The sequence below is a fragment of the Streptomyces sp. NBC_01750 genome, assembly GCF_035918095.1.
Classification (GTDB): domain Bacteria; phylum Actinomycetota; class Actinomycetes; order Streptomycetales; family Streptomycetaceae; genus Streptomyces.
The window spans coordinates 3,058,862-3,082,441 of record NZ_CP109137.1 but is presented as its reverse complement, the minus strand read 5'-3'; the positions used below and the strand labels follow the sequence as shown (position 1 = coordinate 3,082,441).

Annotated in this window: 14 protein-coding genes; 12 read left to right on the top strand and 2 right to left on the bottom strand. The window is 70.1% G+C overall.

What is annotated here, in order from left to right:
• The first annotated feature begins 8 nt into the window (after positions 1-8).
• The 12 genes from mrdA (at position 9) to galE (ending at position 19,992) form a co-directional block, all read left to right on the top strand.
• Positions 9-2,177: a penicillin-binding protein 2 gene (gene mrdA, locus OG966_RS13865; RefSeq protein WP_326649901.1), complete on the top strand. Its 2,169-nt coding sequence runs from the start codon at positions 9-11 to the stop codon at positions 2,175-2,177.
• Between the two features lie 3 nt (positions 2,178-2,180).
• Positions 2,181-3,383: a rod shape-determining protein RodA gene (rodA, locus tag OG966_RS13860; RefSeq protein WP_326649900.1), complete on the top strand. Its 1,203-nt coding sequence runs from the start codon at positions 2,181-2,183 to the stop codon at positions 3,381-3,383.
• Between the two features lie 129 nt (positions 3,384-3,512).
• Positions 3,513-5,060 carry a CYTH and CHAD domain-containing protein gene (locus OG966_RS13855; protein ID WP_326649899.1) on the top strand — a complete coding sequence of 516 codons (1,548 nt, stop codon included), beginning with the start codon at positions 3,513-3,515 and terminating at the stop codon, positions 5,058-5,060.
• Between the two features lie 51 nt (positions 5,061-5,111).
• Positions 5,112-7,037, top strand: a complete 1,926-nt coding sequence (locus OG966_RS13850; RefSeq protein WP_326649897.1) for a TIGR03960 family B12-binding radical SAM protein — start codon at positions 5,112-5,114, stop codon at positions 7,035-7,037.
• A gap of 125 nt (positions 7,038-7,162) precedes the next feature.
• Complete coding sequence (locus tag OG966_RS13845; RefSeq protein ID WP_326649896.1) at positions 7,163-8,329, top strand: hypothetical protein; 1,167 nt, start codon at positions 7,163-7,165, stop codon at positions 8,327-8,329.
• A 126-nt stretch (positions 8,330-8,455) separates the two neighbouring features.
• A complete protein-coding gene (locus tag OG966_RS13840) occupies positions 8,456-9,280 on the top strand; it encodes a TIGR03936 family radical SAM-associated protein (RefSeq protein WP_326649895.1) in 825 nt (274 codons plus the stop codon).
• A 231-nt stretch (positions 9,281-9,511) separates the two neighbouring features.
• Positions 9,512-13,480 carry an Rne/Rng family ribonuclease gene (locus OG966_RS13835; RefSeq protein ID WP_326649894.1) on the top strand — a complete coding sequence of 1,323 codons (3,969 nt, stop codon included), beginning with the start codon at positions 9,512-9,514 and terminating at the stop codon, positions 13,478-13,480.
• Between the two features lie 340 nt (positions 13,481-13,820).
• Entirely contained in the window at positions 13,821-14,939 is a 1,119-nt protein-coding gene (locus tag OG966_RS13830) for a DegT/DnrJ/EryC1/StrS family aminotransferase (protein WP_326649893.1), read from the top strand.
• Positions 14,936-15,949: a Gfo/Idh/MocA family protein gene (locus tag OG966_RS13825; protein ID WP_326649892.1), complete on the top strand. Its 1,014-nt coding sequence runs from the start codon at positions 14,936-14,938 to the stop codon at positions 15,947-15,949. Before OG966_RS13830 ends, OG966_RS13825 begins: the two co-directional genes overlap by 4 nt.
• Positions 15,950-15,960: 11 nt before the next feature.
• Entirely contained in the window at positions 15,961-17,589 is a 1,629-nt protein-coding gene (locus OG966_RS13820) for a glycosyltransferase family 2 protein (protein ID WP_326649891.1), read from the top strand.
• Positions 17,586-18,869 carry a nucleotide sugar dehydrogenase gene (locus OG966_RS13815; protein ID WP_326649890.1) on the top strand — a complete coding sequence of 428 codons (1,284 nt, stop codon included), beginning with the start codon at positions 17,586-17,588 and terminating at the stop codon, positions 18,867-18,869. The genes OG966_RS13820 and OG966_RS13815 overlap by 4 nt, the downstream gene beginning before the upstream one ends.
• Before the next feature lie 142 nt (positions 18,870-19,011).
• Positions 19,012-19,992, top strand: coding sequence for a UDP-glucose 4-epimerase GalE (galE, locus tag OG966_RS13810; protein WP_326649889.1), 981 nt, complete (start codon positions 19,012-19,014; stop codon positions 19,990-19,992).
• A 90-nt stretch (positions 19,993-20,082) separates the two neighbouring features.
• Here galE and OG966_RS13805 read toward each other — a convergent pair whose 3' ends face one another.
• Together OG966_RS13805 and OG966_RS13800 are read right to left on the bottom strand one after the other, a co-directional pair.
• Positions 20,083-22,224 carry a glycosyltransferase family 1 protein gene (locus OG966_RS13805; protein ID WP_326649888.1) on the bottom strand — a complete coding sequence of 714 codons (2,142 nt, stop codon included), beginning with the start codon at positions 22,222-22,224 and terminating at the stop codon, positions 20,083-20,085.
• A complete protein-coding gene (locus OG966_RS13800) occupies positions 22,221-23,576 on the bottom strand; it encodes a glycosyltransferase (RefSeq protein ID WP_326655194.1) in 1,356 nt (451 codons plus the stop codon). The genes OG966_RS13805 and OG966_RS13800 overlap by 4 nt, the downstream gene beginning before the upstream one ends.
• Positions 23,577-23,580 lie beyond the last annotated feature (4 nt).

The window sequence follows — 23,580 nt, the reverse complement described above, 5'->3', positions numbered from 1 at the left end:
GGGGCAGCGTGAGCAACATTCCGGAGACCGGGCGGACCCCCCGGGTCCAGATCCGGCTCATCGTCATTCAGGTGCTTGTCTTCTCCCTCCTGCTCACCCTCGGCGGACGGCTCTGGTACCTCCAGATCCGCAACGGCCAGGAGTACACCAACGAGGCGAAGAACAACCACGTCCAGCAGGTCGTCCAGCCCGCCGTCCGCGGCTCGATCCTCGACTCCCGCGGCATCCCGCTCGCCGACAACGAGACCCGTCTTGTCGTCTCCGCGTCGCGCACCGAGCTGATGAAGATGAAGGACGACGGCAAAGGCGTCCTCACCCGGCTCGCCGGTGTCCTCGGCATGAAGCCGAAGGACGTCATGGACAAGGTCCGGCTCTGCGACGCCAAGACCCCGCAGCCTTGCTGGAACGGCTCGCCCTACCAGCCGATCCCGGTCACCGACGAGGCCAACACCCAACAGGCCCTCCAGATCCGCGAGCGCGCCGAGGACTTCCCGGGCATCACCGCCGAGCCCACCGCCGTACGCCGCTACATCGGGCCGGGAAAGACCAACACCGCGCAGGTTCTCGGCTATCTCTCGCCCGTCACCGACGAGGAGATCATCAAGGCCAAGGACACCGACTCGCCGTTCCTCCGCTCCGACCAGGTCGGCCGCTCGGGCCTCGAGCGCACCTACGACAAGGAGCTGCGCGGCAAGGCCGGCGTCACCCGCTACGAGGTCGACAACCTCGGCCGGGTCATCGGCGAGGCGGCCAGGGACGAGGCCCAGCCCGGCGCCAACCTCGTCACCTCGATCGACGCACGCGTACAGGCGGTCGCCGAGTACGAGCTCAACAACGCGATGAAGGCCGCCCGTCTGGAGTTCGACAAGAACACCGACGAGAACTACAAGGCCGACGCCGGTGCCGTCGTGGTGATGGAGAACAAGACCGGCCGGATCGTCTCGATGGCCTCCCAGCCGACGTACGACCCCAACTCCTGGGTCGGCGGCATCTCCGGCAAGGACTACGCCAAGCTCACCGGCAAGGCCTCCAACTACCCACTGCTGAACCGCGCGATCCAGGGCCAGGCCGCCCCCGGCTCGATCTTCAAGGTGATCTCGTCGACCGCCGCGGTCAACGCCGGTTACCCCTTCGACGGCGGCTACCCCTGCCCCAGCTCGTACTCCGTAGGCGGCCAGGTCTTCAAGAACTTCGAGTCCAAGGGCTACGGCAGCATCTCCCTCGGCAGGGCCCTGGAGGTCTCCTGCGACACCGTCTTCTACGGCATCGCACACCGGGAGTGGCAGAAGGACGGCGGCACCAAGCCCAAGAAGCGCACCAACGACTGGTTCTACAGGACCGCCCACCAGTTCGGCCTCGGCAACGAGACCGGCATCGACCTCCCCAACGAGGTCAAGGGCCGCGTCCCGGACCGCCAGTGGAAGCAGAACTTCTGGGAGGCCAACAAGGACGGCTGGTGCAAGCAGGGCAAGAAGAACGGCGACTACGTCGAGAAGATCGCGTACGAGAACTGCCTCGAAGGCAACCGGATGCGAGCGGGTGACTCCGTCAACTACTCGATCGGCCAGGGCGACACGCTCGTCACCCCGATCCAGATGGCCACGATCTACTCCGCCATCGCCAACGGCGGCACCCTGCACAACCCCACCATCGGCAAGGCCGTCATCAGCGCGGACGGCAAGAACGTGCAGGAGATCAAGCCCACATCGCACGGCAAGCTGCCGATGAACGCCCGGACCCGGGACCAGATCGACGAAGCCCTCGCGGGAGTCACGACCCGCGGTTCCGCCGCCTGGCGATTCGGCGGCTGGCCGCAGGACAAGATCCCGATGCACGCCAAGACGGGTACCGCCGAGGTCTACGGCAAGCAGACGACCTCCTGGTTCGTCTCGTACACCAAGGACTACACGATCATCATGACGATCGCCCAGGGTGGTACGGGATCCGGCGCCTCGGGTCCCGCCGTCCGCAACATCTACGAGGCGATGTACGGACTCGACAAGGACGGCGGCCAGGACCTGAAGAAGGCACTCCTGCCCGAACCGCAGAAGACGCTCCCGAAGATGGAGCCGGACGGTTCCATCGAGGCCCCGAAGATCGAGCCGTACGAGCCGGAGAAGAAGGAGCCCCCGGCCGAGGACCAACAGCTCGCGGGCCCGCCCGCGCGGAGGGACTGAGACATGGCCGGCTCGAATGGCTTCTCCGTCTCCGGCTACGGGCCCGAGCGCGGAGGTCTGTGGTCCCAGCTCTCCGCCCGCGACTCGGTGGTGCGCAGGCTCGACTGGCCGATGCTCTTCTCGGCGCTCGCGCTCTCCTTCGTGGGCTCGCTGCTGGTGTGGTCCGCGACGCGCGGCCGCACCGAGCTCAACCAGGGCGACCCGTACTACTTCTTCCTCCGGCACGCCCTCAACACCGGTATCGGCTTCGCGCTGATGATCGGCACGATCTGGCTCGGGCACCGCACCCTGCGCGGCGCGGTCCCGGTCCTGTACGGGCTGTCCGTCCTGCTCGTCCTGCTCGTCCTGACACCGCTCGGCGCGACCATCAACGGCGCGCACGCGTGGATCGTGATCGGCGGCGGCTTCTCCCTCCAGCCCTCGGAGTTCGTGAAGATCACGATCATTCTGGGGATGGCGATGATGCTGGCCGCGCGCGTCGACGCCGGCGACCTGTTGCACCCGGACCACCGCACGGTCGCCAAGTCGCTGGGCCTGGCGGCCCTGCCGATGGCGATCGTCATGCTGATGCCGGACCTCGGCTCGGTCATGGTGATGGCGGTGATCGTGCTCGGAGTGCTGCTCGCCTCCGGTGCCTCCAACCGCTGGATCCTCGGTCTGATCACCGCCGGAGCCATCGGCGCCGTACTGGTCACCGCGCTCGGACTGCTCGACGAGTACCAGATCAACCGCTTCGCGGCGTTCGCCAACCCGGAGCTCGACCCGGCCGGTGTCGGCTACAACACCAACCAGGCGCGGATCGCCATCGGATCCGGCGGACTGACCGGCACGGGCCTGTTCAAGGGCTCCCAGACCACCGGCCAGTTCGTCCCCGAACAGCAGACCGACTTCGTCTTCACGGTCGCGGGCGAGGAGCTCGGCTTCCTCGGTGCCGGCCTGATCCTGCTGCTCCTCGGCGTCGTCCTGTGGCGTGCCTGCCGTATCGCACGCGGGACGACCGAGCTGTACGGCACGATCGTCGCCGCGGGCATCATCGCCTGGTTCGCCTTCCAGGCCTTCGAGAACATCGGGATGACGCTCGGCATCATGCCGGTGGCGGGTCTGCCGCTGCCGTTCGTGTCGTACGGAGGCACCTCGATGTTCGCGGTCTGGATCGCGATCGGACTACTCCAGTCGATCCGGGTGCAGCGGCCGATAACTGCGTAGCCCGGGCAGGCCCGACCGGCCTGCCCGGCGCTTCAGGGCACAGCACAGCAAGCCCGACCGGCGCTGGAGGACAGCGTCGTCACGAGAGTGGGTCTGCCACAAACGAGCTTCGGCGACTAAGTTCGGTTCATGGCGGACACAAAGCGCGAGATCGAGCGGAAGTACGAGGCCACCCCCGACACCAAGCTGCCGGACCTGACCCGGGTGGCCGGCGTCGCGGCCGTCATCGACAACGGCGTCGCCGAACTCGACGCCGTCTACTACGACACGGCAGACCTGAGACTGGCCGCCTCCTCCATCACCCTGCGCCGCAGGACGGGCGGTACGGACGCGGGCTGGCACCTCAAGCTCCCCGTGGCACCGGGTGTGCGGGACGAGATCACCGCGCCGCTGGCCGAGCCGGTTCCCCACGCCCTGGAGAGTCTGGTCCGCGCCCGCACCCGGGGCGCCGAACTCGTCCCCGTGGTGCGCCTGCGGTCCTCGCGGCACATCCACCATCTTCTCGACGCGGACGGTGCCCCGCTGGCCGAGCTCAGCAGAGACGGCGTGCGCGCGGAACGCCTCACGGACGGCGGCCGCACCGCGCAGTGGGACGAGATCGAGGTCGAGCTCGCCGACGACGCGGACCCGGCGTTCCTCGACGCGGTCGACAAGAAGCTCCGCAAGGCGGGCGTGCGCCCGGCCAAGTGGCCGTCCAAGCTGGCCAGGGCCCTGGCGGAGACGGCCCCCGAGGATGGCGAGCACGCGAAAGCGGCCGCGGAGCCGGCGGCCCCCGCCCTCGTGGAGGAACCGGCGAACGCGGGCGATCACATCCTCGCCTTCTTGCGGGAACAGCTCGACGCCATCCTCGCGTACGACCCTGCCGTGCGCCGCGATCTGCCCGACTCCGTCCATCAGATGCGGGTCGCCACCCGGCGGATGCGCAGCGCGTTCAAGACCTACCGCAAGATCATCGATCGCACCGTCACCGACCCGATCGGCGAGGAGCTCCGATGGCTGGCCGGTGAGCTGGGCGTCGCCCGGGACCAGGAAGTGCTCACCGAGCGACTGCGCTCCCGGATCGACGCCCTGCCGAGGACCCTGCTGCTCGGCCCGGTACGCGGGAGGTTGCGCATCTGGTCCGTTGCCCATGGCTCGGGCGCGCGCCGCAAGGCCATCGCCGTACTCGACAGCAAGCGGTACTTCGCGCTGCTCGACTCGCTGGACACGCTGCTCGCCGACCCTCCGCTGCTGAAGGCCGCGTTCGGCGCGGCCGCACGGGTCGTCCCCAAGGCCGTCCTCAAGGACTACGACCGGCTGGCCGGCCGGATCGACCACGCCCTCGAGCTCCCCCCGGGACACGAACGCGATCTGGCGATGCACGACGCCCGCAAGGCCGCCAAGCGCGCGAGGTACGCGGCCGAGGCGGCGATCCCCGCGCTCGGCAAGCCCGCCAAGCGCTTCGCCAAGCGGATGAAGGCCGTGCAGACGGTGCTCGGCGATCACCAGGACAGCGTCGTCGCCCGCGAGGCGCTGCGGAATCTCGGGATCCAGGCGCACGCGGCCGGGGAGTCGGCCTTCACCTGGGGACTGCTCCACGGCCAGGAGGAGGCGCAGGCCGCCGAGCGCGAGCGGGAGCTGCCCGAGGTGTGGCGGGAGGCTTCGGACGAAGATCTTCGGGCGGCGCTCAGCGGCTGAGCCCCGGGGTACGCTTGATGGTCACCCTGCCCGCTCACGAGAGACACCACAATGCCTGTCGAGTCGGTCTTCCCACGCCTGGAAGCGCTTCTCCCGCACGTCCAGAAGCCGATCCAGTACGTCGGTGGAGAGCTCAACTCCACCGTCAAGGACTGGGACGCCTGCGATGTCCGCTGGGCGCTCATGTACCCGGACGCGTACGAGGTCGGGCTGCCCAATCAGGGCGTCATGATCCTCTACGAGGTACTCAACGAGCGCGCCGGAGTGCTGGCCGAACGCACCTACAGCGTCTGGCCGGACCTCGAAGAGCTCATGCGCGAGCACAAGCTCCCGCAGTTCACCGTGGACTCGCACCGTCCCGTGAAGGCCTTCGACGTCTTCGGGCTGAGTTTCTCCACCGAGCTCGGCTACACCAACATGCTCACCGCCCTGGACCTCGCGGGCATCCCGCTCGAGTCGAAGGACCGTACTGTCGACGACCCGATCGTGCTCGCGGGCGGCCACGCCGCCTTCAACCCCGAGCCGATCGCGGACTTCATCGACTGCGCGGTCATCGGCGACGGTGAACAGGCCGTCCTCGACATGACCGAGATCATCCGCGTCTGGAAGGCCGAAGGCCGACCGGGCGGGCGCGAGGAAGTCCTCTTCCGCCTCGCGAAGACGGGCAATGTCTACGTCCCGCGCTTCTACGACGTCGAGTACCTTCCCGACGGCCGGATCGGCCGCGTCGTCCCGAACAAGTCGGGCGTGCCGTGGCGTGTCTCCAAGCACACGGTCATGGACCTCGACGAATGGCCGTACCCCAAGCAGCCCCTCGTGCCGCTCGCCGAGACCGTTCATGAGCGGATGTCGGTCGAGATCTTCCGCGGCTGTACCCGCGGCTGCCGCTTCTGCCAGGCCGGCATGATCACGCGCCCTGTCCGGGAGCGAAGCATCACCGGCATCGGCGACATGGTCGACAAGGGTCTGAAGGCGACCGGCTTCGAGGAGGTCGGCCTGCTCTCGCTCTCCTCCGCGGACCACAGCGAGATCGGCGACATCGCCAAGGGCCTGGCCGACCGGTACGAGGAGGACAAGATCGGCCTGTCCCTCCCGTCCACCCGTGTCGACGCGTTCAACGTGGATCTCGCCAACGAGCTGACCAGGAACGGCCGTCGGTCGGGTCTGACCTTCGCCCCCGAGGGCGGCTCCGAGCGCTTGCGCAAGGTCATCAACAAAATGGTCTCGGAAGAGGACCTGATCCGCACGGTCTCAACGGCGTACGGCAACGGCTGGCGCCAGGTGAAGCTGTACTTCATGTGCGGCCTGCCCACCGAGACCGACGAGGACGTGCTGCAGATCGGCGACATGGCGGTCAAGGTCATCGCCGAGGGCCGCAAGGTCTCCGGCCAGAACGACATCCGCTGCACGGTCTCGATCGGCGGGTTCGTGCCCAAGCCGCACACACCCTTCCAGTGGGCCCCGCAACTGTCGGCGGAGGAGACGGACGCGCGCCTGGCGAAGCTGCGCGACAAGATCCGCGGCGACAAGAAGTACGGCCGCTCGATCGGCTTCCGCTATCACGACGGCAAGCCCGGCATCGTCGAGGGCCTGCTCTCGCGCGGTGACCGCCGTATCGGCTCCGTCATCCGCGCCGTCTACGAGGACGGCGGCCGCTTCGACGGCTGGCGCGAGTACTTCTCGTACGACCGGTGGATGGCGTGCGCCGCCAAGACGCTGCCCGAATTCGGTGTGGACGTCGACTGGTACACCACCCGTGAGCGTACGTACGAGGAGGTCCTGCCCTGGGACCACCTGGATTCCGGTCTCGACAAGGACTGGCTCTGGGAGGACTGGCAGGACTCGCTGGACGAGACCGAGGTCGAGGACTGCCGCTGGACGCCGTGCTTCGACTGCGGTGTCTGCCCTCAGATGGACACGCAGATTCAGATCGGCCCGACCGGCAAGAAGCTGCTGCCGCTGACGGTCGTCAAGTAACAGCTGCGCGAAGGCCCGGCCGTATGGGCCCCGTGGCCGGGCTTTCCTGCGTCCCGACGGCGGACGAGCGCGGCGAAAAGCGCAGGTAGTGGATCCGGACGGGGCTGTAATGCGTCATCTCTGACATGGAGTTCGAGAAGTCGCCTCAGACCTACGGGAGTCACCAGGCTCCCGCGCACTACCAGCCCGGCGCGGGCTGTCTGACCACGGTCATCCGGATTCCGGTGCGGATCGTGGTGCTGCTTGTCGTCCTTCCCGTGCGGATGGTCTGGGACGTCCTCGTCGTCTGCGCGCTCGCCGTCGACCGCGTGCTGCTGCGACCGCTGCGCCGGGCGCTGGCCTGGGTGTACGAGAACGTCCTCACCCCGATCGGACACGGTCTGGCCCGGCTCGCGTCCTTCGTCGGCAGGGCGCTGTTCGTCTGGCCGTGGGTCGCGCTGTGGCGCTATGTGCTGGTGCCGGTGGCGATGTACGGGCTGGTGGTGCCGCTGGTGTGGATCTACCGGCAGCTGGTGACCCCGCTCGGCCACGGCATCGCCTGGCTCGTGGAGCATCTGCTGCTCGCGCCCGGGCGCTGGACCTACCGCCGGCTGCTCACACCCGCCGGTCACGGCATCGCCGCGGTCCTCGGATGGCTGGGCAGGGCGCTGTTCGTCTGGCCGTGGGTCGCGCTGTGGCGCTATGTGCTGGTGCCGGTGGTGATGTACGGGCTGGTGGTGCCGCTGGTGTGGATCCACCGGCAGCTGGTGACCCCGCTCGGCCACGGCGTCGCCTGGCTCGTGAGCACCGTGTGCCGCGCTGTGTGGACGGCGGTCGTCTGGCTCGTGGTGACGCTGCTCGTCACGCCCGTCGCCTGGGTGTACCGCCATGTCCTCGCTCCGGTCGGCCGGGAGATCGCCGACGCGATCGGCGTCGCCTGGAGCATCGCCGGACATATCTCGCGCGCCGTCGGCCGGGCCCTCAAGTGGCTTGCCCGGAACTTCGTCGGGCGGCCGGTGCGCTGGTTCTACCAGTACGTCTGCACCCCAGTGGGGCATGTGCTGCGCGACGGCGTCTGGCGTCCGGCCAGGAAAGCCGCTGTCGAGGTGGGCCGGGCGGCGCGGGCCGCGCTGCGGTCGGCCGGCGAAACGGTGCGGCAGGCACGGCGCGACGCCTGGCGGGCGCTCGTCGGCGAGCCACGGGCTTTGAAGCCCGTGGAACCGGCAGTGCGGCAGGCGCGTACGCTGGGTAGTACAACGACTGTTCCCGGCGCGGCGGCCGAACCCGAGATCTCCCTGCACAACCAGGGGTGAGCCGGGCGGCCCCCGAGGAACACCACCGCACGTCCGAGGGCGGGCGCGCCACCCGCGCTCGCTCCGCACCGAGGAGAAGAACCACTGGGCAAGCGACAGCCCGAAGGCCCGCCGCCCGCACCGGCGGTGCAGCGCATCCGACTGCGCTACACCAAGCGCGGCCGCCTCCGGTTCACCAGCCACCGTGACTTCCAGCGCGCTTTCGAGCGTGCACTGCGCCGTGCAGAGGTGCCCATGGCGTACTCGGCGGGCTTCACTCCGCACCCCAAGGTCTCGTATGCCAATGCCGCACCCACCGGTACGGGCAGTGAGGCCGAGTATCTGGAGATCGCCCTCACCGAGCACCGTGACCCGGACAAGCTGCGTGAGCTGCTCGACGAGTCGCTGCCCGGCGGGCTCGACATCACCGACGCCGTGGAGGCCCGCACCTCGGGTCTCGCCGACCGGCTCACCGCATCCGTGTGGGAGCTGCGGCTCGACGGCGTGCCCGTCGAGGACGCGGAGAAGGCCGTTTCCGGCTTCCTCGCCGCCGAGACCGTCGAGGTCGAGCGGAAGACGAAGAACGGTATGCGGACCTTCGACGCACGAGGTGCCGTAGCGGAGCTGCAGGCGCTCCGTCCGGCGTCCGATGCCGGCGTCGGCACCACCGGAGCGGCTGCCACCGCGCTCATCAATAGGCCGGGGGACGGGCCCTGTGCGATACTGCGCCTGGTTGTTCGGCACGTGACACCTGCCGTGCGACCCGACGACGTCCTGTCCGGTCTCCGAGCTGTGGCCGACCTGGCGCCGCCGGTCCCCGCAGCGGTGACCAGGCTGGCGCAGGGGCTCTTCGACGAGGAGTCCGGCACGGTGACCGACCCGCTCGCGCCCGACCGCGAGGCAGTTCTGGCCGCTCCACCCACGGCCGCCGGAACAGCCGCCGCGACGGCGCCGGAAGGTCCCGCCGCGTAAGGGCAGTCGTTGTAGCGCAGCCCTGGTACTCGGGAGCCACCTGGGTCGGGCCGCGTACTGACAGGAGACTTTCGCCAGGCCGTACGTACATCGCGTAGGGAACCGGCGAGCCATACATCAGCTCCCGTGCGGCGCCCGCGCCCCGGACGGCGGCACCGCGCACATCACGCGGGCCGTGGCCGGACCGGAATCAGGCGCGGCGCCCGGGAGCGTGACGGGAGAACCGCCCGCATGCTCGAACCGATCGAATCCGGCACCGCCGGAGACACTGAGAACAACTCCCCCAGCGACACGTTGCCGCCGCGCCGCAGGCGTCGCGCCGCGTCGCGTCCCGCAGGGCCGCCCACGGCGGCCGCGGGCACCAAGGACGCCGTGGAAGCCACGGACGTCACCGAGACGGCCGCTCCGGCCGCAGCGGCCGTCGAGAGCGCTGAGAGCGCCGAGCCGGAGGCCGCCGCGCCGCGTTCGCGCCGCCGTGCGACTCGCAAGGCGACGGCGCCGGCCGGTGCGCCGCAGTCCGACGAGGCCGCTGAGGCCGCTGAGCCCGAGGCTCCCGCCGCCGAGGCGTCCGAGCCTGAAGACGAGGCCGCCGCGCCGCGTTCGCGCCGCCGTGCGACCCGTAAGGCGACGGCGCCCGCCGGTGCGCCGCAGTCCAACGAGGCCGCTGAGGCCGACGAGACTGTTGCCGCCGAGGCCGCCGAGCCCGAGGCCGAGGTGGCCGCGCCCCGTACGCGCCGCCGCGCGACCCGTAAGGTCACCGCGCCCGAGCCGGTCGCCGAGGCCGTGACCGGCGAGGCCGTGTCCGCCGAGGCCGTGTCCGCCGAGGCAGAGACCCCTGCCGAGGCCCCCGCGCCGCGCGGCCGTGCCCGCCGCCGGGCCTCCGCGCCCGCCGGTGCGCCGCAGGGTGCCGAGGCCGCGGAGGCAGCCGGGCCCGAGGCGCCCGCCGAGGAGGCGGCCCCCGCAGGCCGTACCCGCCGCCGCGCCACCCGCAGGGCCACCGCGCCCGCCGACGCCCCGCAGGCCGCCGAGGCCGACGAGAACGGCGTCGCCGACGGGGGCGAGAGCCTGCCGCAGGACGTGGTGGCACAGATCACAGCGGACGAGGCCGAGGTCGAGGCCGCCGCGAAGGCGGCGAGCCGTGGCCGTTCGCGCCGTCGTGCCGTCTCGCCCGAGTTCACCGCCCAGCCGGAGAAGGCCGCCATGGCCGAGCAGGGTGAGAAGGCGGAGAAGAGCGAGAAGGCGGAGAAGAGCGAGAAGGCCGCCAAGGCCGAGAAGAGCGAGGCGCCCGCGCGCGGCCGCCGGGCCACCCGGCCCGCCGTCGCCGTCTTCCAGGCACCGGTCTTCACCGAGCCGATGTTCCAGACCCCGGAGACGGCCGCCGCGGCCGCCGCCGCTGCCGTCGAGGCGGAGCCGGAGGTGGACGAGGAGTTCGCCGAGCCGGTCGCCGAGCCCGTCGCTGCCGAGCCCGCCGGACGTCGCCGTCGCCGCCGCCGTGGTGAGCCCGCCGAGGCCCCGGCGCCCGTGGCCCACGAGGCCGAGCCCGCCGAGGCGGAGACCGAGTCCGAGCAGGCCGCCGAGGGCGAGGAGTCGGACGAGTTCGAGGACCGCCCGTCGCGTCGCCGCCGCCGTGGTGGCCGTCGCCGCCGCCGTGGCGAGCCGGCCGACGCCGACGAGACCTCGGAGGAGCAGGCGGACGAGGCCACCGCCGAGGACATCCAGGACGACGAGGAAGCCGAGGAGGACGACGAGCAGGGCGACAGCGAGACCCCTTCGGCCGCCGGCACCAGCAGCAGCCGTCGCCGTCGCCGCCGTCGTCGTCGCAGCGGTGATTCCGGCCCCGAGGAGGAGACGGCTTCGGGCGACCCGGAGCGTACGGTCGTCAAGGTCCGCGAGCCGCGCGCCCCGCGTGCGAAGAGCGACGAGCCGTCCGACGAGGTGCAGTCCATCAAGGGCTCGACCCGTCTGGAGGCGAAGAAGCAGCGCCGCCGCGAGGGCCGCGAGCAGGGCCGCCGCCGGGTGCCGATCATCACCGAGGCCGAGTTCCTGGCCCGCCGTGAGGCCGTCGAGCGTGTGATGGTCGTCCGGCAGAACGGCGAGCGCACCCAGATCGGTGTCCTCGAGGACAACGTGCTCGTCGAGCACTACGTCAACAAGGAGCAGGCCACCTCGTACGTCGGCAATGTCTACCTGGGCAAGGTGCAGAACGTACTGCCGTCCATGGAGGCCGCGTTCGTCGACATCGGCAAGGGGCGCAACGCCGTCCTGTACGCCGGCGAGGTCAACTTCGAGGCGCTGGGCATGGCCAACGGCCCGCGCCGTATCGAGGCCGCGCTCAAGTCCGGCCAGTCGGTCCTCGTCCAGGTGACCAAGGACCCGATCGGCCACAAGGGCGCCCGCCTCACCAGCCAGGTCTCGCTGCCCGGCCGCTACCTGGTCTATGTGCCCGAGGGCTCGATGACCGGTATCAGCCGCAAGCTGCCCGACACCGAGCGCTCGCGTCTGAAGACCATCCTCAAGAAGATCGTCCCCGAGGACGCGGGCGTCATCGTGCGTACCGCGGCCGAGGGAGCCAGCGAGGACGAGCTGCGCCGCGACGTCGAGCGGCTGCAGGCGCAGTGGGACGACATCCAGAAGAAGGCCAAGAGCGGCAACGCCCCGACGCTGCTCTACGGCGAGCCGGACATGACCGTCCGCGTCGTCCGCGACATCTTCAACGAGGACTTCACCAAGGTCATCGTCAGCGGCGACGAGGCGTGGGACACCATCCACGGCTATGTCTCGCACGTCGCGCCGGACCTGGTCGACCGCCTGCAGCGGTGGACCAGCGAGGTGGACGTCTTCGCGTCGAACCGCATCGACGAGCAGCTGATGAAGGCGCTGGACCGCAAGGTCTGGCTGCCGAGCGGTGGCTCGCTGGTGATCGACAAGACGGAGGCCATGGTCGTGGTCGACGTCAACACCGGGAAGTTCACCGGCCAGGGCGGCAACCTTGAGGAGACCGTCACCAGGAACAACCTGGAGGCGGCCGAGGAGATCGTGCGCCAGCTGCGGCTGCGCGACCTGGGCGGCATCGTCGTCGTCGACTTCATCGACATGGTGCTGGAGTCCAACCGGGACCTGGTCATGCGGCGGCTGCTCGAGTGCCTGGGCCGTGACCGTACGAAGCACCAGGTGGCCGAGGTCACCTCGCTGGGCCTCGTCCAAATGACCCGTAAGCGGGTGGGCCAGGGCCTCCTGGAGTCTTTCTCCGAGACCTGTGTCCACTGCAACGGCCGCGGTGTGATCGTGCACATGGAGCAGCCGACCACCGCCGGTGGTGGCGGCAAGCGCTCCAAGAAGCGCGGCCGCGGCGGCGCCGATCAGGTGCACGAGCACGAGCACGAGGCCGTCCTCGAGACCGAGGCCGAGACCGAGGCGGAGGTCGCCGCCGAGGTGGCTGCCCCGGTCGCGCTGGCCGAGCCCGAGTTCGTCCCGGACGAGGAGCTCTACAGCAGTGCCGCGGAGGCCGAGGCGGCCGTGTCGCGCGGTCGTGGCCGCCGGCGGGCGACCCGTAAGGCGACGGCTCCGGCCGGTGCTCCGAAGGCCGCGGAGGTCACGGTGGCCGAGTCCAGGGCCGAGGAGCCGAAAGCCGTCGAGGTCACGTCCGAGGCCCCGGTCGCCGAGTCGGCGGCTCCCGCGGAGGCCGAGGCGGCCGTGTCGCGCGGTCGTGGCCGCCGCCGGGCGACCCGTAAGGCGACGGCTCCGGCCGGTGCGCCGAAGGCCGCGGAGCCGGAGATCGTCATCGAGGCGAAGGCCGAGGCTCCCGCCGCCGCGGTCGAGGCCACGGCAGTCGAGACCGCCGGGTCCGAGGAGGCTCCCGTCGCGGCCCCGCCGCGTGCGCGCCGCCGGGTGACCCGCAAGGTCACCGCTCCCGCCGGTTCGCCCTCGGGCACGGAGGAGGCCGCGATCGTCGTGGTCCCCGCCACGGCCGAGCCGGACGCCGGGTCTTCGGAGGCCGCCGAGAGCGAGGACCAGGCTCCGGCCAAGAAGGCGGCCCGCAAGACCGCCAAGAAGGTCACCGCGAAGAAGGCCGCCACCAAGAAGACTGCGGCCAAGAAGACCGCGGCGAAGAAGACGACCGCCAAGAAGGCCACCGCGAAGAAGACCGCGGCCGCCGAGCAGCAGACGCCGACGTCGGTCTCGGCATCGACCGACAGCTGAACAGCTGAACAGTTGATGAGCCTTCAGTGAACAGGCCGTGTCCCATCCCGCAACCCGCGGGGTGGGACACGGTTTTTGTCGCCGAATCGATGCCGTGCTCCGTTAACAGCCCCGAAATTCGCTAGGAAATCCCTGATAATGTGACGGCGGTCGCTGCCGGGTGCGGTCTCGTTCCAGACACTACGGTGGGTGACCGGCCCGGTTCGGGACAAGACCGGTCCCAGAATCCTCGGTAGGGCGTCGGCTTCGCGCCGGAGGGGTTTGCGCGGCCTCGTGAGACGTCCGCACGGCCCCTGATCCTCTGCCATAAAGAGTTCAGCGGTGTTCAAGGAGGACGTCCATGACGAGCAGCAACCAGCAGCCCATTCCCGCTGCCCGCCCGGTCATCGGTGAGGAAGAGATCGAGGCGGCGGTACGCGTACTGCGTTCCGGCAGGGTCGTACAGGGCCCGGAAGTAGCGGCATTCGAGGAGGGCTTCTCGGAGCTGGTCGAGGGGCGCCATTGCGTGGCCGTCAACTCGGGTACCTCCGCACTGCACCTCCTTCTGCTTGCACTTGGCATCGGCCCGGGTGACGAAGTGATCGTTCCTTCGTTCTCGTTCGCCGCCTCGGCGAACGCGGTCCGCCTGGTCGGCGCCGACGTCGTCTTCGCCGACATCGAGCCCGGCAGCTACGGCCTGGACCCGGCAGCGGTCGAGGCGGCCATCACGCCGCGCACCGCCGCGATCATGCCGGTGCACCTCTACGGCCACCCGGCCGCGATGGACAAGATCATGCCCATCGCCGCCAAGCACAAGCTGGCCGTGGTCGAGGACGCCTGCCAGGCGCACGCCGCGGCGCTGAACGGCACCCCGGTGGGCGCCTTCGGCTCCGGCGGTACGTTCAGCTTCTACCCGACCAAGAACATGCACTCCCTCGAGGGCGGCATGATCTCCACCGGTGACGCCGAGGTCGCCCGCACGCTGCGCCTGCTGCGCAACCAGGGCATGGAGCAGCGGTACGCCAACGAGATCGTCGGCGCCAACATGCGGATGACCGACGTCGCCGCCGCCGTCGGCCGCGTACAGCTGTCGAAGCTGGGCGGCTGGACCGAGCAGCGCATTGCCAACGCCGCGTACCTCACCGAGAACATCACGGCACCGAACGTGCAGACGCCGACGGTCGCCGAAGGCGCGCGTCACATCTACCACCAGTACACGATCCGGATCACGGGGGACCGCGACGCCGCCATGGCGAAGCTCACCGAGGCGGGTGTCGGCAACGCCGTCTACTACCCGACCCCGATCCACCGGCTGAAGCCGTACTGGGAGCCGGACCAGAAGGCCGGCCGCAACTGGGACCTGCCCGAGACCGAGCGTGCGGCCTCCGAGGTCGTCTCGCTGCCGGTGCATCCTTCGCTGACCGCGGAGGACCTCGAGCGTATCGTCGCCGCCGTGAACGATCTTGGAGAGAATCTGTGACCACCCGGGGACTGCGAGCCGGCCTGATCGGCCTCGGCTCGATGGGCCGCCACCACGCCCGCGTACTCGCCGGTCTCGAGGGCGTCGAGCTTGTCGCCGTCGTCGACCCGATGGGTGACAAGAACGGCTGGGGGCAGGGCGCCCCTGTGCTGTCGACCGTCGAGGAGCTCATCGCGCTCGGCATCGACTACGCCGTCGTGGCCTGCCCCACCGCCCTGCACGAGGAAGTCGGCCTCGAGCTCGCCGGGGCCGGTGTCAGCGCGCTGGTCGAGAAGCCGGTCGCGGACACCGTGGAAGGCGCCCGCCGCCTCGTCGAGGCCTTCGAGTCGCGCGGCCTGGTCGCCGGCGTCGGCCACATCGAGCGCTGCAACCCCGCGCTGCGCTCCCTGCGCCAGCGCCTGGAGGCCGGCGAGCTCGGCGACGTCTACCAGGTCGTCACCCGCCGCCAGGGTCCCTTCCCGCACCGCATCGCCGATGTCGGCGTGGTCAAGGACCTCGCCACCCACGACATCGACCTCACCGGGTGGGTGACGGGCCAGACGTACACCTCGATCTCCGCGCGTACGGTCTCCAAGTCCGGCCGTCCGCACGAGGACATGGTCTCCGCGGTCGGTCAGCTCTCCGACGGCACCATGGTCAACCACCTGGTCAACTGGCTGAGCCCGCTCAAGGAGCGGTTCACCTCGGTCACCGGTGAGAAGGGCTGCTTCATCGCGGACACCCTCACCGCCGACCTGACCTTCTACTCCAACGCCGCCCAGGCCACCGAGTGGGAGGCCCTGCAGGCCTTCCGCGGTGTCGCCGAGGGCGACATGATCCGCTACGCCATCCCGAAGCGTGAGCCGCTGCTGGTCGAGCACGAGCTCTTCCGTGACGCGGTCCTCGGCAAGTCCCAGGACATCTGCACGCTCCGCCAGGGCCTTCGTACGGTCGAGGTGGCAGCCGCGGTGCTGGAATCCGCTTCCCACGGCATCACCGTCGATCTCTCCGCGCACACCGCGGCCCAGTAGGGCGAGGAGCCTTGACCAGTCCTGATGTCACCGTCGTCGTCGCCGTGTACAACACGATGCCGTACCTGACGGAATGCCTTAACTCCCTTGTCGGGCAGAGCATTGGCCTGGACAGGCTCGAGATCGTGGCCGTCGACGACGGTTCCACGGACGACAGCGGAGCAGAGCTCGACCGCTTCGCCAAGAAGTACCCGGACACCGTCAAGGTGATCCACCAGGCGAACTCCGGTGGCCCGGCCGCGCCCAGCAACAGGGCGCTGGACGTGGCCACCGGACGCTACGTGTATTTCATCGGCTCCGACGACTACCTCGGCAAAGAGGCGCTCGAGCGGATGGTGGCCTGTGCCGAGAAGCACGGCTCCGATGTCGTGATCGGCAAGATGGTCGGCACCAACGGCCGCTATGTCCACCAGGCGCTCTTCAAGAAGAGCGACCCGGACATCAGCCTGTACGACTCGGCGCTGCCGTTCACGCTGGCCAACACCAAGCTCTTCCGCCGTGAGCTGGTGGAGAAGTACAACCTGCGCTTCCCCGAGGACCTGCCGGTCGGCAGCGATCAGCCGTTCACCATCGAGGCGTGTGTCCGGGCCGGGAAGATCTCGGTGCTCGCGGACTACACGTACTACTACGCGGTGAAGCGCGGGGACGCGAGCAACATCACCTACCGGGCCGATCATCTGGCGCGGCTGGGCTGCACGGCGAAGATCATGAAACATGCGGCCGCGCTGATCGAGCCCGGCCCGCAGCGGGACACGGTCTTCAAGCGCCACTTCACCTGGGAGCTGTCGAAGCTCATCCAGGGCGACTTCCCGGCGCTCGACCCGCAGACCAGGCGCGAGGTGTGCGCCGGTATCGCCGATCTGGCCGACGAGTACCTCACGGACGGTCTGAGCGACTCGCTGCCGGTCATGAGGCGGGTCAGGCTCACCCTGGCCCGGCGCGGCGCGGTGGACGAGCTCGTCGCGGCGATCGCGGCGGAGGAGGAGAACGGCGCGCCGCCGTTCCATCTGGAGGACGGCAGGGCCTTCGCGCTCTACCCGGGCTTCAGGGACCCCGTGATGGATGTCCCCGACCGGGTCTTCGAGGTGGTCGGGGAATCGGTGCCCGGAAGGCTCTCGGCCAGGACCGAGCTGGTCTCGGCCGAATGGGAGCAGAACGGCGACGATCTGGCCCTGGCCCTGGCGGTACGGACCGGGCTCACCGGTGACACCGACTCGGCCGTCGTCCGGCTCGTCCAGGGCGCGATGCCCAAGAGCGCGGACAAGGCCGGCGCCCGCAGGCTGCCCGCCGGCCATGAACTCCCCGAACCTGTGGGGGAGTTCACCCAGGAAGTCACTGCCGACGGCCTCGGCACGGTCGTCCGTGCGCGGATTCCGATCCAGCCCCGCCAGGCCTCGCTCGGCGTGCGCGTCTATGTGGACGTCGCGGGCTGGACGTACGAGATCCCGGTGCGCGGCAAGGATCTGCCGATGCCGCTCGCCCGGCGCTGGCGCAGTGGCACCCCGTATCGAGTGGCGGCGCGCGTGAACCCCAAGGGCCGGATGGTCATCCAGACCGGCCTGCTGTTCCCGCCCGCGCAAAGATGGTGGTCGCGCGTGCGACCCCTGCTGGTTCGGTTGAAGAGGAAAGTAACCCGATGAATATCTGTGTAGTCGCGCTCGGCAAGATCGGGCTTCCGCTCGCCGTGCAGTTCGCCGCCAAGGGCCACCGGGTGATCGGCGCCGACGTCAATGAGAAGGTCGTCGAGCTGGTCAACGCCGGCACCGAGCCCTTCCCCGGCGAGCACGACCTCGACCGTCTGCTCAAGGAGACCGTCGGCGCCGGGCTGCTGACCGCCACCACCGACACCGCGGCCGCCGTTGCCGAGTCCGACGCCGTCGTGGTCGTCGTCCCGCTCTTCGTGGATGCCGAGGGCGTGCCGGACTTCGGCTGGATGGACTCCGCGACCAAGGCGATCGCCGCTGGTCTCAAGCCCGGCACCCTCGTCTCGTACGAGACCACCCTGCCGGTCGGCACCACCCGCACCCGCTGGGCCCCGATGCTGGAGCAGGGCTCCGGCCTCACCGCGGGCAAGGACTTCCACCTGGTCTTCTCCCCGGAGCGGGTGCTCACCGGCCGCGTCTTCGCCGACCTGCGCCGCTACCCCAAGCTCGTCGGCGGTATCGACGAGGCCTCCACACAGCACGGTGTGGAGTTCTACGAGCAGGTCCTGGACTTCGACGAGCGCGCGGACCTCGCGCAGCCGAACGGCGTCTGGAACCTGGTCACCGCCGAGGCCTCGGAGCTGGCGAAGCTCGCCGAGACCACCTACCGCGACGTCAACATCGGCCTGGCGAACCAGTTCGCCCGCTTCGCCGACAAGAACGACATCGACGTCAAGAAGGTCATCGAGGCCTGCAACTCCCAGCCGTACAGCCACATCCACCAGCCCGGTATCGCGGTCGGCGGCCACTGCATCCCGATCTACCCGCGGATGTACCTGTGGAACGACCCGGAGGCCACCGTCGTGCGCTCGGCGCGCGAGGCGAACGCCGCCATGCCGGAGTACGCCGTCGACCTGCTGGCCGCCGCCTACGGCGACCTCGACGGCGTGGGCGTGCTGGTGCTCGGCGCCGCCTACCGCGGCGGTGTGAAGGAGACGGCCTTCTCCGGCGTCTTCCCGACCGTCGAGGCGCTCAAGGCGCGCGGGGCCGTCCCCTTCGTGTCGGACCCGATGTACACCTCCGAGGAGCTGGCCGCGCACGGTCTCACTCCGCACGAGGGCCAGGTCGTCACCGCCGCGATCCTGCAGGCCGACCACGCCGAGTACCGCGAGCTGGCCGCCACCGACCTGCCGGACGTCCGCGTCCTGGTCGACGGCCGGCGCACCACGGACCCGGCGCGCTGGGAAGGCGTCCGCCGCGTCGTCATCGGCGGCTGACGCTGCCCCTGCGCCTGAACCGGCGCCGCTCTCGCGGAGACGTTGCTCTCCGCGGGGGTTGCTCAACTGATGGCTGATCTACGAGACGAAGGCCCTGCCCCGCGTACTTGTGGGGCAGGGCCGACCTGCAGAGGGTTTCCCCATGACCTGGTTGATCACTGGCGGAGCCGGATACATCGGCTCGCACGTGGTGAAGGCGATGACCGACGGCGGCGAGCGTGTCGTCGTCCTCGACGACCTCAGCACGGGCAGCACCGAGCGGCTGTCCGCCGGAGTCCCGCTGGAAGTGGGCTCGGTACTCGACCGTGAGCTGGTCGGCCGCGTCCTGCGCGAGCACTCCGTCACCGGCATCGTGCACCTCGCGGGCAAGAAGCAGGTCGGCGAGTCCGTCGCGCTGCCGCTGCACTACTACTACGAGAACGTCGAAGGCCTGCGGACCGTCCTGGCGGCGGCCGCGGACGCCGGTGTGCGCCGGTTCCTGTTCTCCTCCTCCGCCTCGGTCTACGGCATGCCCGATGTCGACCTGGTCACCGAGCAGACGCCGTGCCTGCCGATGAGCCCGTACGGCGAGACCAAGCTGGCCGGCGAGTGGCTGGTCACAGCAGTCGGCAAGGCACACGGTATGGCCACGGCCTCGCTGCGCTACTTCAACGTCGCGGGCGCCGCCTCGCCCGAACTCGGTGACGACGGCATCTTCAACCTGGTGCCGATGGTCTTCGAGCGCCTCACGGCCGGCGAGTCGCCGCGTATCTTCGGCGACGACTACCGGACGCCCGACGGCACGTGCATCCGCGACTACATCCACGTCGAGGACATCGCCTCCGCCCATGTCGCGGCGGCGCGGCGGCTCGCCGATGACGCCGCGGCCTCGCTGATCCTCAACATCGGCCGCGGGGAAGGCGTTTCGGTCGCCGAGATGGTCACCACCATCCAGGACGTGACCGGACGGGACGACCTCAAGCCGGTGGTCACCCAGCGCCGTCCCGGCGACCCCGCACGGGTCGTGGCGGCGGCCGACCGGATCCGCGAGGAGCTGGGCTGGCAGGCACGCCACGACGTCCGCGCGATGGTCACATCGGCCTGGGCGGGCTGGTGCCTGCGCCACCCGGAGGCACGCGGCTGAGCGGGATCCACCGCGCAGATCCCCCGCACGTACGAGACAAGGAAGGGCCCCCGGGATTCCCGGGGGCCCTTCCTGCGTACAGGCTCCGTGCTACTCGCCGAGCAGCAACTCGTCGAAGCGCCGGCTCACCACGGGCCAGTCCCACGCGGAGAGCGCGTGCTCGGAGGCGAGCTTGCCCGCATTCCGCCAGCTCTCCTCGGTCGCCGTGGTCTCGAGGATGCGCTTCGCGGCCTCCTCGGGAGAACCGACGACCCAGCCCTCGGGGTAGAGCGTACGAGCGCTGTGCTCGCGCCCGGCGTAGAACGGCCAGTCGCGGACGACGGGGACGGCGGCGCTCGCCGCGCCCTCCATCAGCCCGACGTGGCAGCCCTCACGCACCGAGGAGCTGAGGATCGTGCCGATCTCGGTGAGCGCGGACGGCACATCGTCGGTCGGTCCGAGACGTACCACCGCACCGGACTCCTCCAGGGGAGCCAGCTGCTTCTCGAACTCCGCGAGGTAGTCCTTGGTGGCACGGCTGGTCTTGCGGTCCATGTCGCCGCCGACCAGCAGCAGCCGGTAGCGCTCGTCCTTCCTGCGCACCCGCTGCAGTACGTCGATGGCCCACAGCGGGTCCTTCGCGACCTGCGAGATACCGATGAGCCCGAGGTTGAAGCGGGCGTCGGCCGGCTTCGCGCGGTTGAAGGCGCTCAGGTCCATGGCGTTGTCGAGCATGTGCGTGCGCGGCGCCTGCGGACCGCGCAGCTGCGGAACCAGCGAGGTCGCCAGGTCCTGCACATGGTCCGCGACGTACACGAGGTCGTCCACACGCGAGAAGTCGACCAGGTGCGGCCAGCGGGTGAAGGCCTCGTAGCTGTGCAGCCGGACGACGATCCGGGTGTCGCCCGGGTCGATCGTCGTGAGCATCACGGCCGGTGCCACACACCAGTCCAGGAACACCGTGTCGGCCCAGTCCAGATGGGGCCGCATGAGCTGCTCGACCTGATCCGCGTAGAGGGCGTCGCCCCCGAGACGGTTCTCTATCATCCGCCGTCCGGCCCACGAGATCCGCTTGAGGGCCGGAGTGGCCGCGAGGTCCAGGTAGCGGACCTCGACGCCCTGGTGGGCCTCGTAGTGGGACAGGATCAGCTTCAGGAAGTTGTCGTTGGCGCTCGTCGTGACCAGGAGTCGCAGCGGCCGGTCGGACGGCGGTGTGGCGGCGGGAGTCTTCCTGCCGCGCGGCTCCCCTATTTTCTTCATGACCGCCGAGCTGTGCACCGGCGCGGAGAATGCCCCGGGGTCGGCGGCCAGCGGAGAGCTCAACTGGTCGATGTGCACGACCCGGTGGAAACCGAGAACGAGCGCCCGGTCCAGCGTGGACGCCGCCGCAGCCGGGTCACCGGCCTTGTGGTACTCGTCCGCGGAGGCCAGCAGCTCGTTGACCGTCTGGTCCAGAGCACGCGGTGCGATGCCCTTGTTGAGCTCGGTCTTGACCGCCTCGTCCAGCAGCCCGGTCCTGATCTTCCGGTCCGAGATGCGCGCCGCGGCGGTGGTCAGGGCGAGCGTCGCGCCACCGGGCCGGCCGGCCCAGCGCATGCCCTCCGCCACCTGGCGGGACAGCGCGGCCCGCACCTTGGCGGGCACACCGGGCGCACCGAGGGCGGTGCGCCACAGCCGGGCGCCGACGGAGCTGCGCATCACGGGGCGCGCGGTGGCCGTACGCAGCACGGTCTGGGGCAGCGACTTGGCCTGGCGGCGTACATCGCTGGCGAGCAGCGCCGGCGGCGGCACGAGCGCCTTGCGCTTGGCCGGAGCCCCGGACGGGCGGCCCGGGACACGCGGATTCTCCATGGCCCTCAGAGCCGGCGCGATACCGAAGGAGGCACCGGCGCCGGGGTTGTACTGGGCCAGCCGCCAGACCGTGTACACGGCGTTCGCGTCGAGCGCGACGAGGTGCTGCGCGCCCAGACCGTGCCGGCGCAGCCAGACGTTGCGACGGCTCTGGACCCACAGCCGACGGCTGTGCGGCACCTTCTTCAGCTTGCGCCGCGTGGAGGTGCTCAGATGCCCTATTCCGTACGGCAGTTGGTGGTACCCGTCCAGCTCGAGGCGGTCGAGTTCCTCCTGGAGGCCCTTGGTGTCGAAGGCACAGGCCAGGTAGACGCTGGCGCCGAGAGCGCGGAACTTCTGCACCGCACCGGCCAGCACGCCGAGCTGCGGCTGGGTGGCGGCGACGAACAGCACATCGGTCACGGGGTGGGACCTCCGGCGACGATCGACTTCGGGGAGCGGTTGTCCACATCCGCGGTTCCCGCAGACTGGGAGATGGTGGCCCCGGGAAGCACGGCCGGCCCGTCGTGATCCGCGGCGAGCCGGTTCACCAGGTTCTTCACGGCGACGGACATCAGCGCCTCGCGGGTGAACTGATCGGCGTGCGCCATCGCTTCCGCGTGCACCTCGTCGCTCGTCTCGACGGCCATGTGCGCCGCCCTGACGAACGACTCCGCCAGGCCTTCCTCGTCGATCCCCACGGCGCCGGTCCACAGGGGGTGACCCTGCAGGACGTTCGAGGCGTCGTGCTCGACGACGTGCGCCGAGACGATCGGCAGGCCGGTGGCCATGTACTCGTAGACCTTGCCGGAGGTCACGAAGCGACCGCCGATCAGGATGAGCACCATCGCGTCCCAGCGGGCATAGATGGAGGAGACCTCGGCCTTGGCGGCGGGCCCGCCGAACGAGACGCCGTAGGCCTCGGCCTGCTTGAGCATCTCGGAGTGCTTGTTGGCCTCGCGGCCCGCTCCGTTGCCGATGTGGCCGCGTACCTCGAAGCGCGCGTTGGCGAGCAGCGGCTCCCGCTCACGGGCCGCACGCCAGGCGTTGAGCACCGTCTCCAGGTGCGCGGGCGTGAAGTTGACCGTGCCGAGGTAGCCGAAGACCAGACCGGCCTCGGTGTCCGGGCGGTGCGCCCGGCCGGGCGAGCTGTCGGCGTCGTAGCCGTTGCGTACGACCTCGACGCGGGAGGCGACCTCCGGGTAGCGGGCGCGGTAGTGGTCGGCGATCGGGTCGTTCACGACCCAGAGCGAGACCGCGTGGTCGAGGACCTTCTGCTCCCAGTGGCCCAGCTCGGAGTCCTTGGTGAAGGCCTCGATGCCGGTGATCACGTCGATGGACCAGCCGTCGCGGAAGTCCACCGCGTACGGAACTCGGGCCTCTTCCCAGAGCTTCCAGGCGGCCGCGAGGTTCACATACGGAACGCAGCTGGCCACGAGCAGGTCCGCCGGGTGCTCCCGGTGAATGTCGAGCACGGCCTGCTCGAGCGCGCCGCGCCACTCGCCGAAGTTCGGCTCGGGGAACGGCTTCTGCTGCCGCTTGCGCAGCTGCGTGACCCACTTGTTGGGGTTGAGCGCGCGCTCCTCCGCGTAGAGGCGGATGTCCGTTTCCAGGTCCTCGCGGGAAAGCGGCAGCTCGATGATCTTCACCCGCGGGTCGACCTGCTCGAGGAGCGTGAGGTCGACGCCCGAGTCCCGCTCCCAGGACTCCTGGGCGATATTGACGACAGTGACATCCCAGCCCGCCTTGCAGAACTGGTTCGCCGTCTCGCGCATGCGG

Bases quoted from the DNA above. Each gene is read 5' to 3' on its own strand.
- rodA (WP_326649900.1), top strand. From the start codon at position 2,181: ATGGCCGGCTCGAATGGCTTCTCCGTCTCCGGCTACGGGCCCGAGCGC.
- OG966_RS13855 (WP_326649899.1), top strand. From the start codon at position 3,513: ATGGCGGACACAAAGCGCGAGATCGAGCGGAAGTACGAGGCCACCCCC.
- OG966_RS13850 (WP_326649897.1), top strand. From the start codon at position 5,112: ATGCCTGTCGAGTCGGTCTTCCCACGCCTGGAAGCGCTTCTCCCGCAC.
- OG966_RS13845 (WP_326649896.1), top strand. From the start codon at position 7,163: ATGGAGTTCGAGAAGTCGCCTCAGACCTACGGGAGTCACCAGGCTCCC.
- OG966_RS13835 (WP_326649894.1), top strand. From the start codon at position 9,512: ATGCTCGAACCGATCGAATCCGGCACCGCCGGAGACACTGAGAACAAC.
- OG966_RS13830 (WP_326649893.1), top strand. From the start codon at position 13,821: ATGACGAGCAGCAACCAGCAGCCCATTCCCGCTGCCCGCCCGGTCATC.
- OG966_RS13815 (WP_326649890.1), top strand. From the start codon at position 17,586: ATGAATATCTGTGTAGTCGCGCTCGGCAAGATCGGGCTTCCGCTCGCC.
- galE (WP_326649889.1), top strand. From the start codon at position 19,012: ATGACCTGGTTGATCACTGGCGGAGCCGGATACATCGGCTCGCACGTG.
- OG966_RS13800 (WP_326655194.1), bottom strand. From the start codon at position 23,576: ATGCGCGAGACGGCGAACCAGTTCTGCAAGGCGGGCTGGGATGTCACT.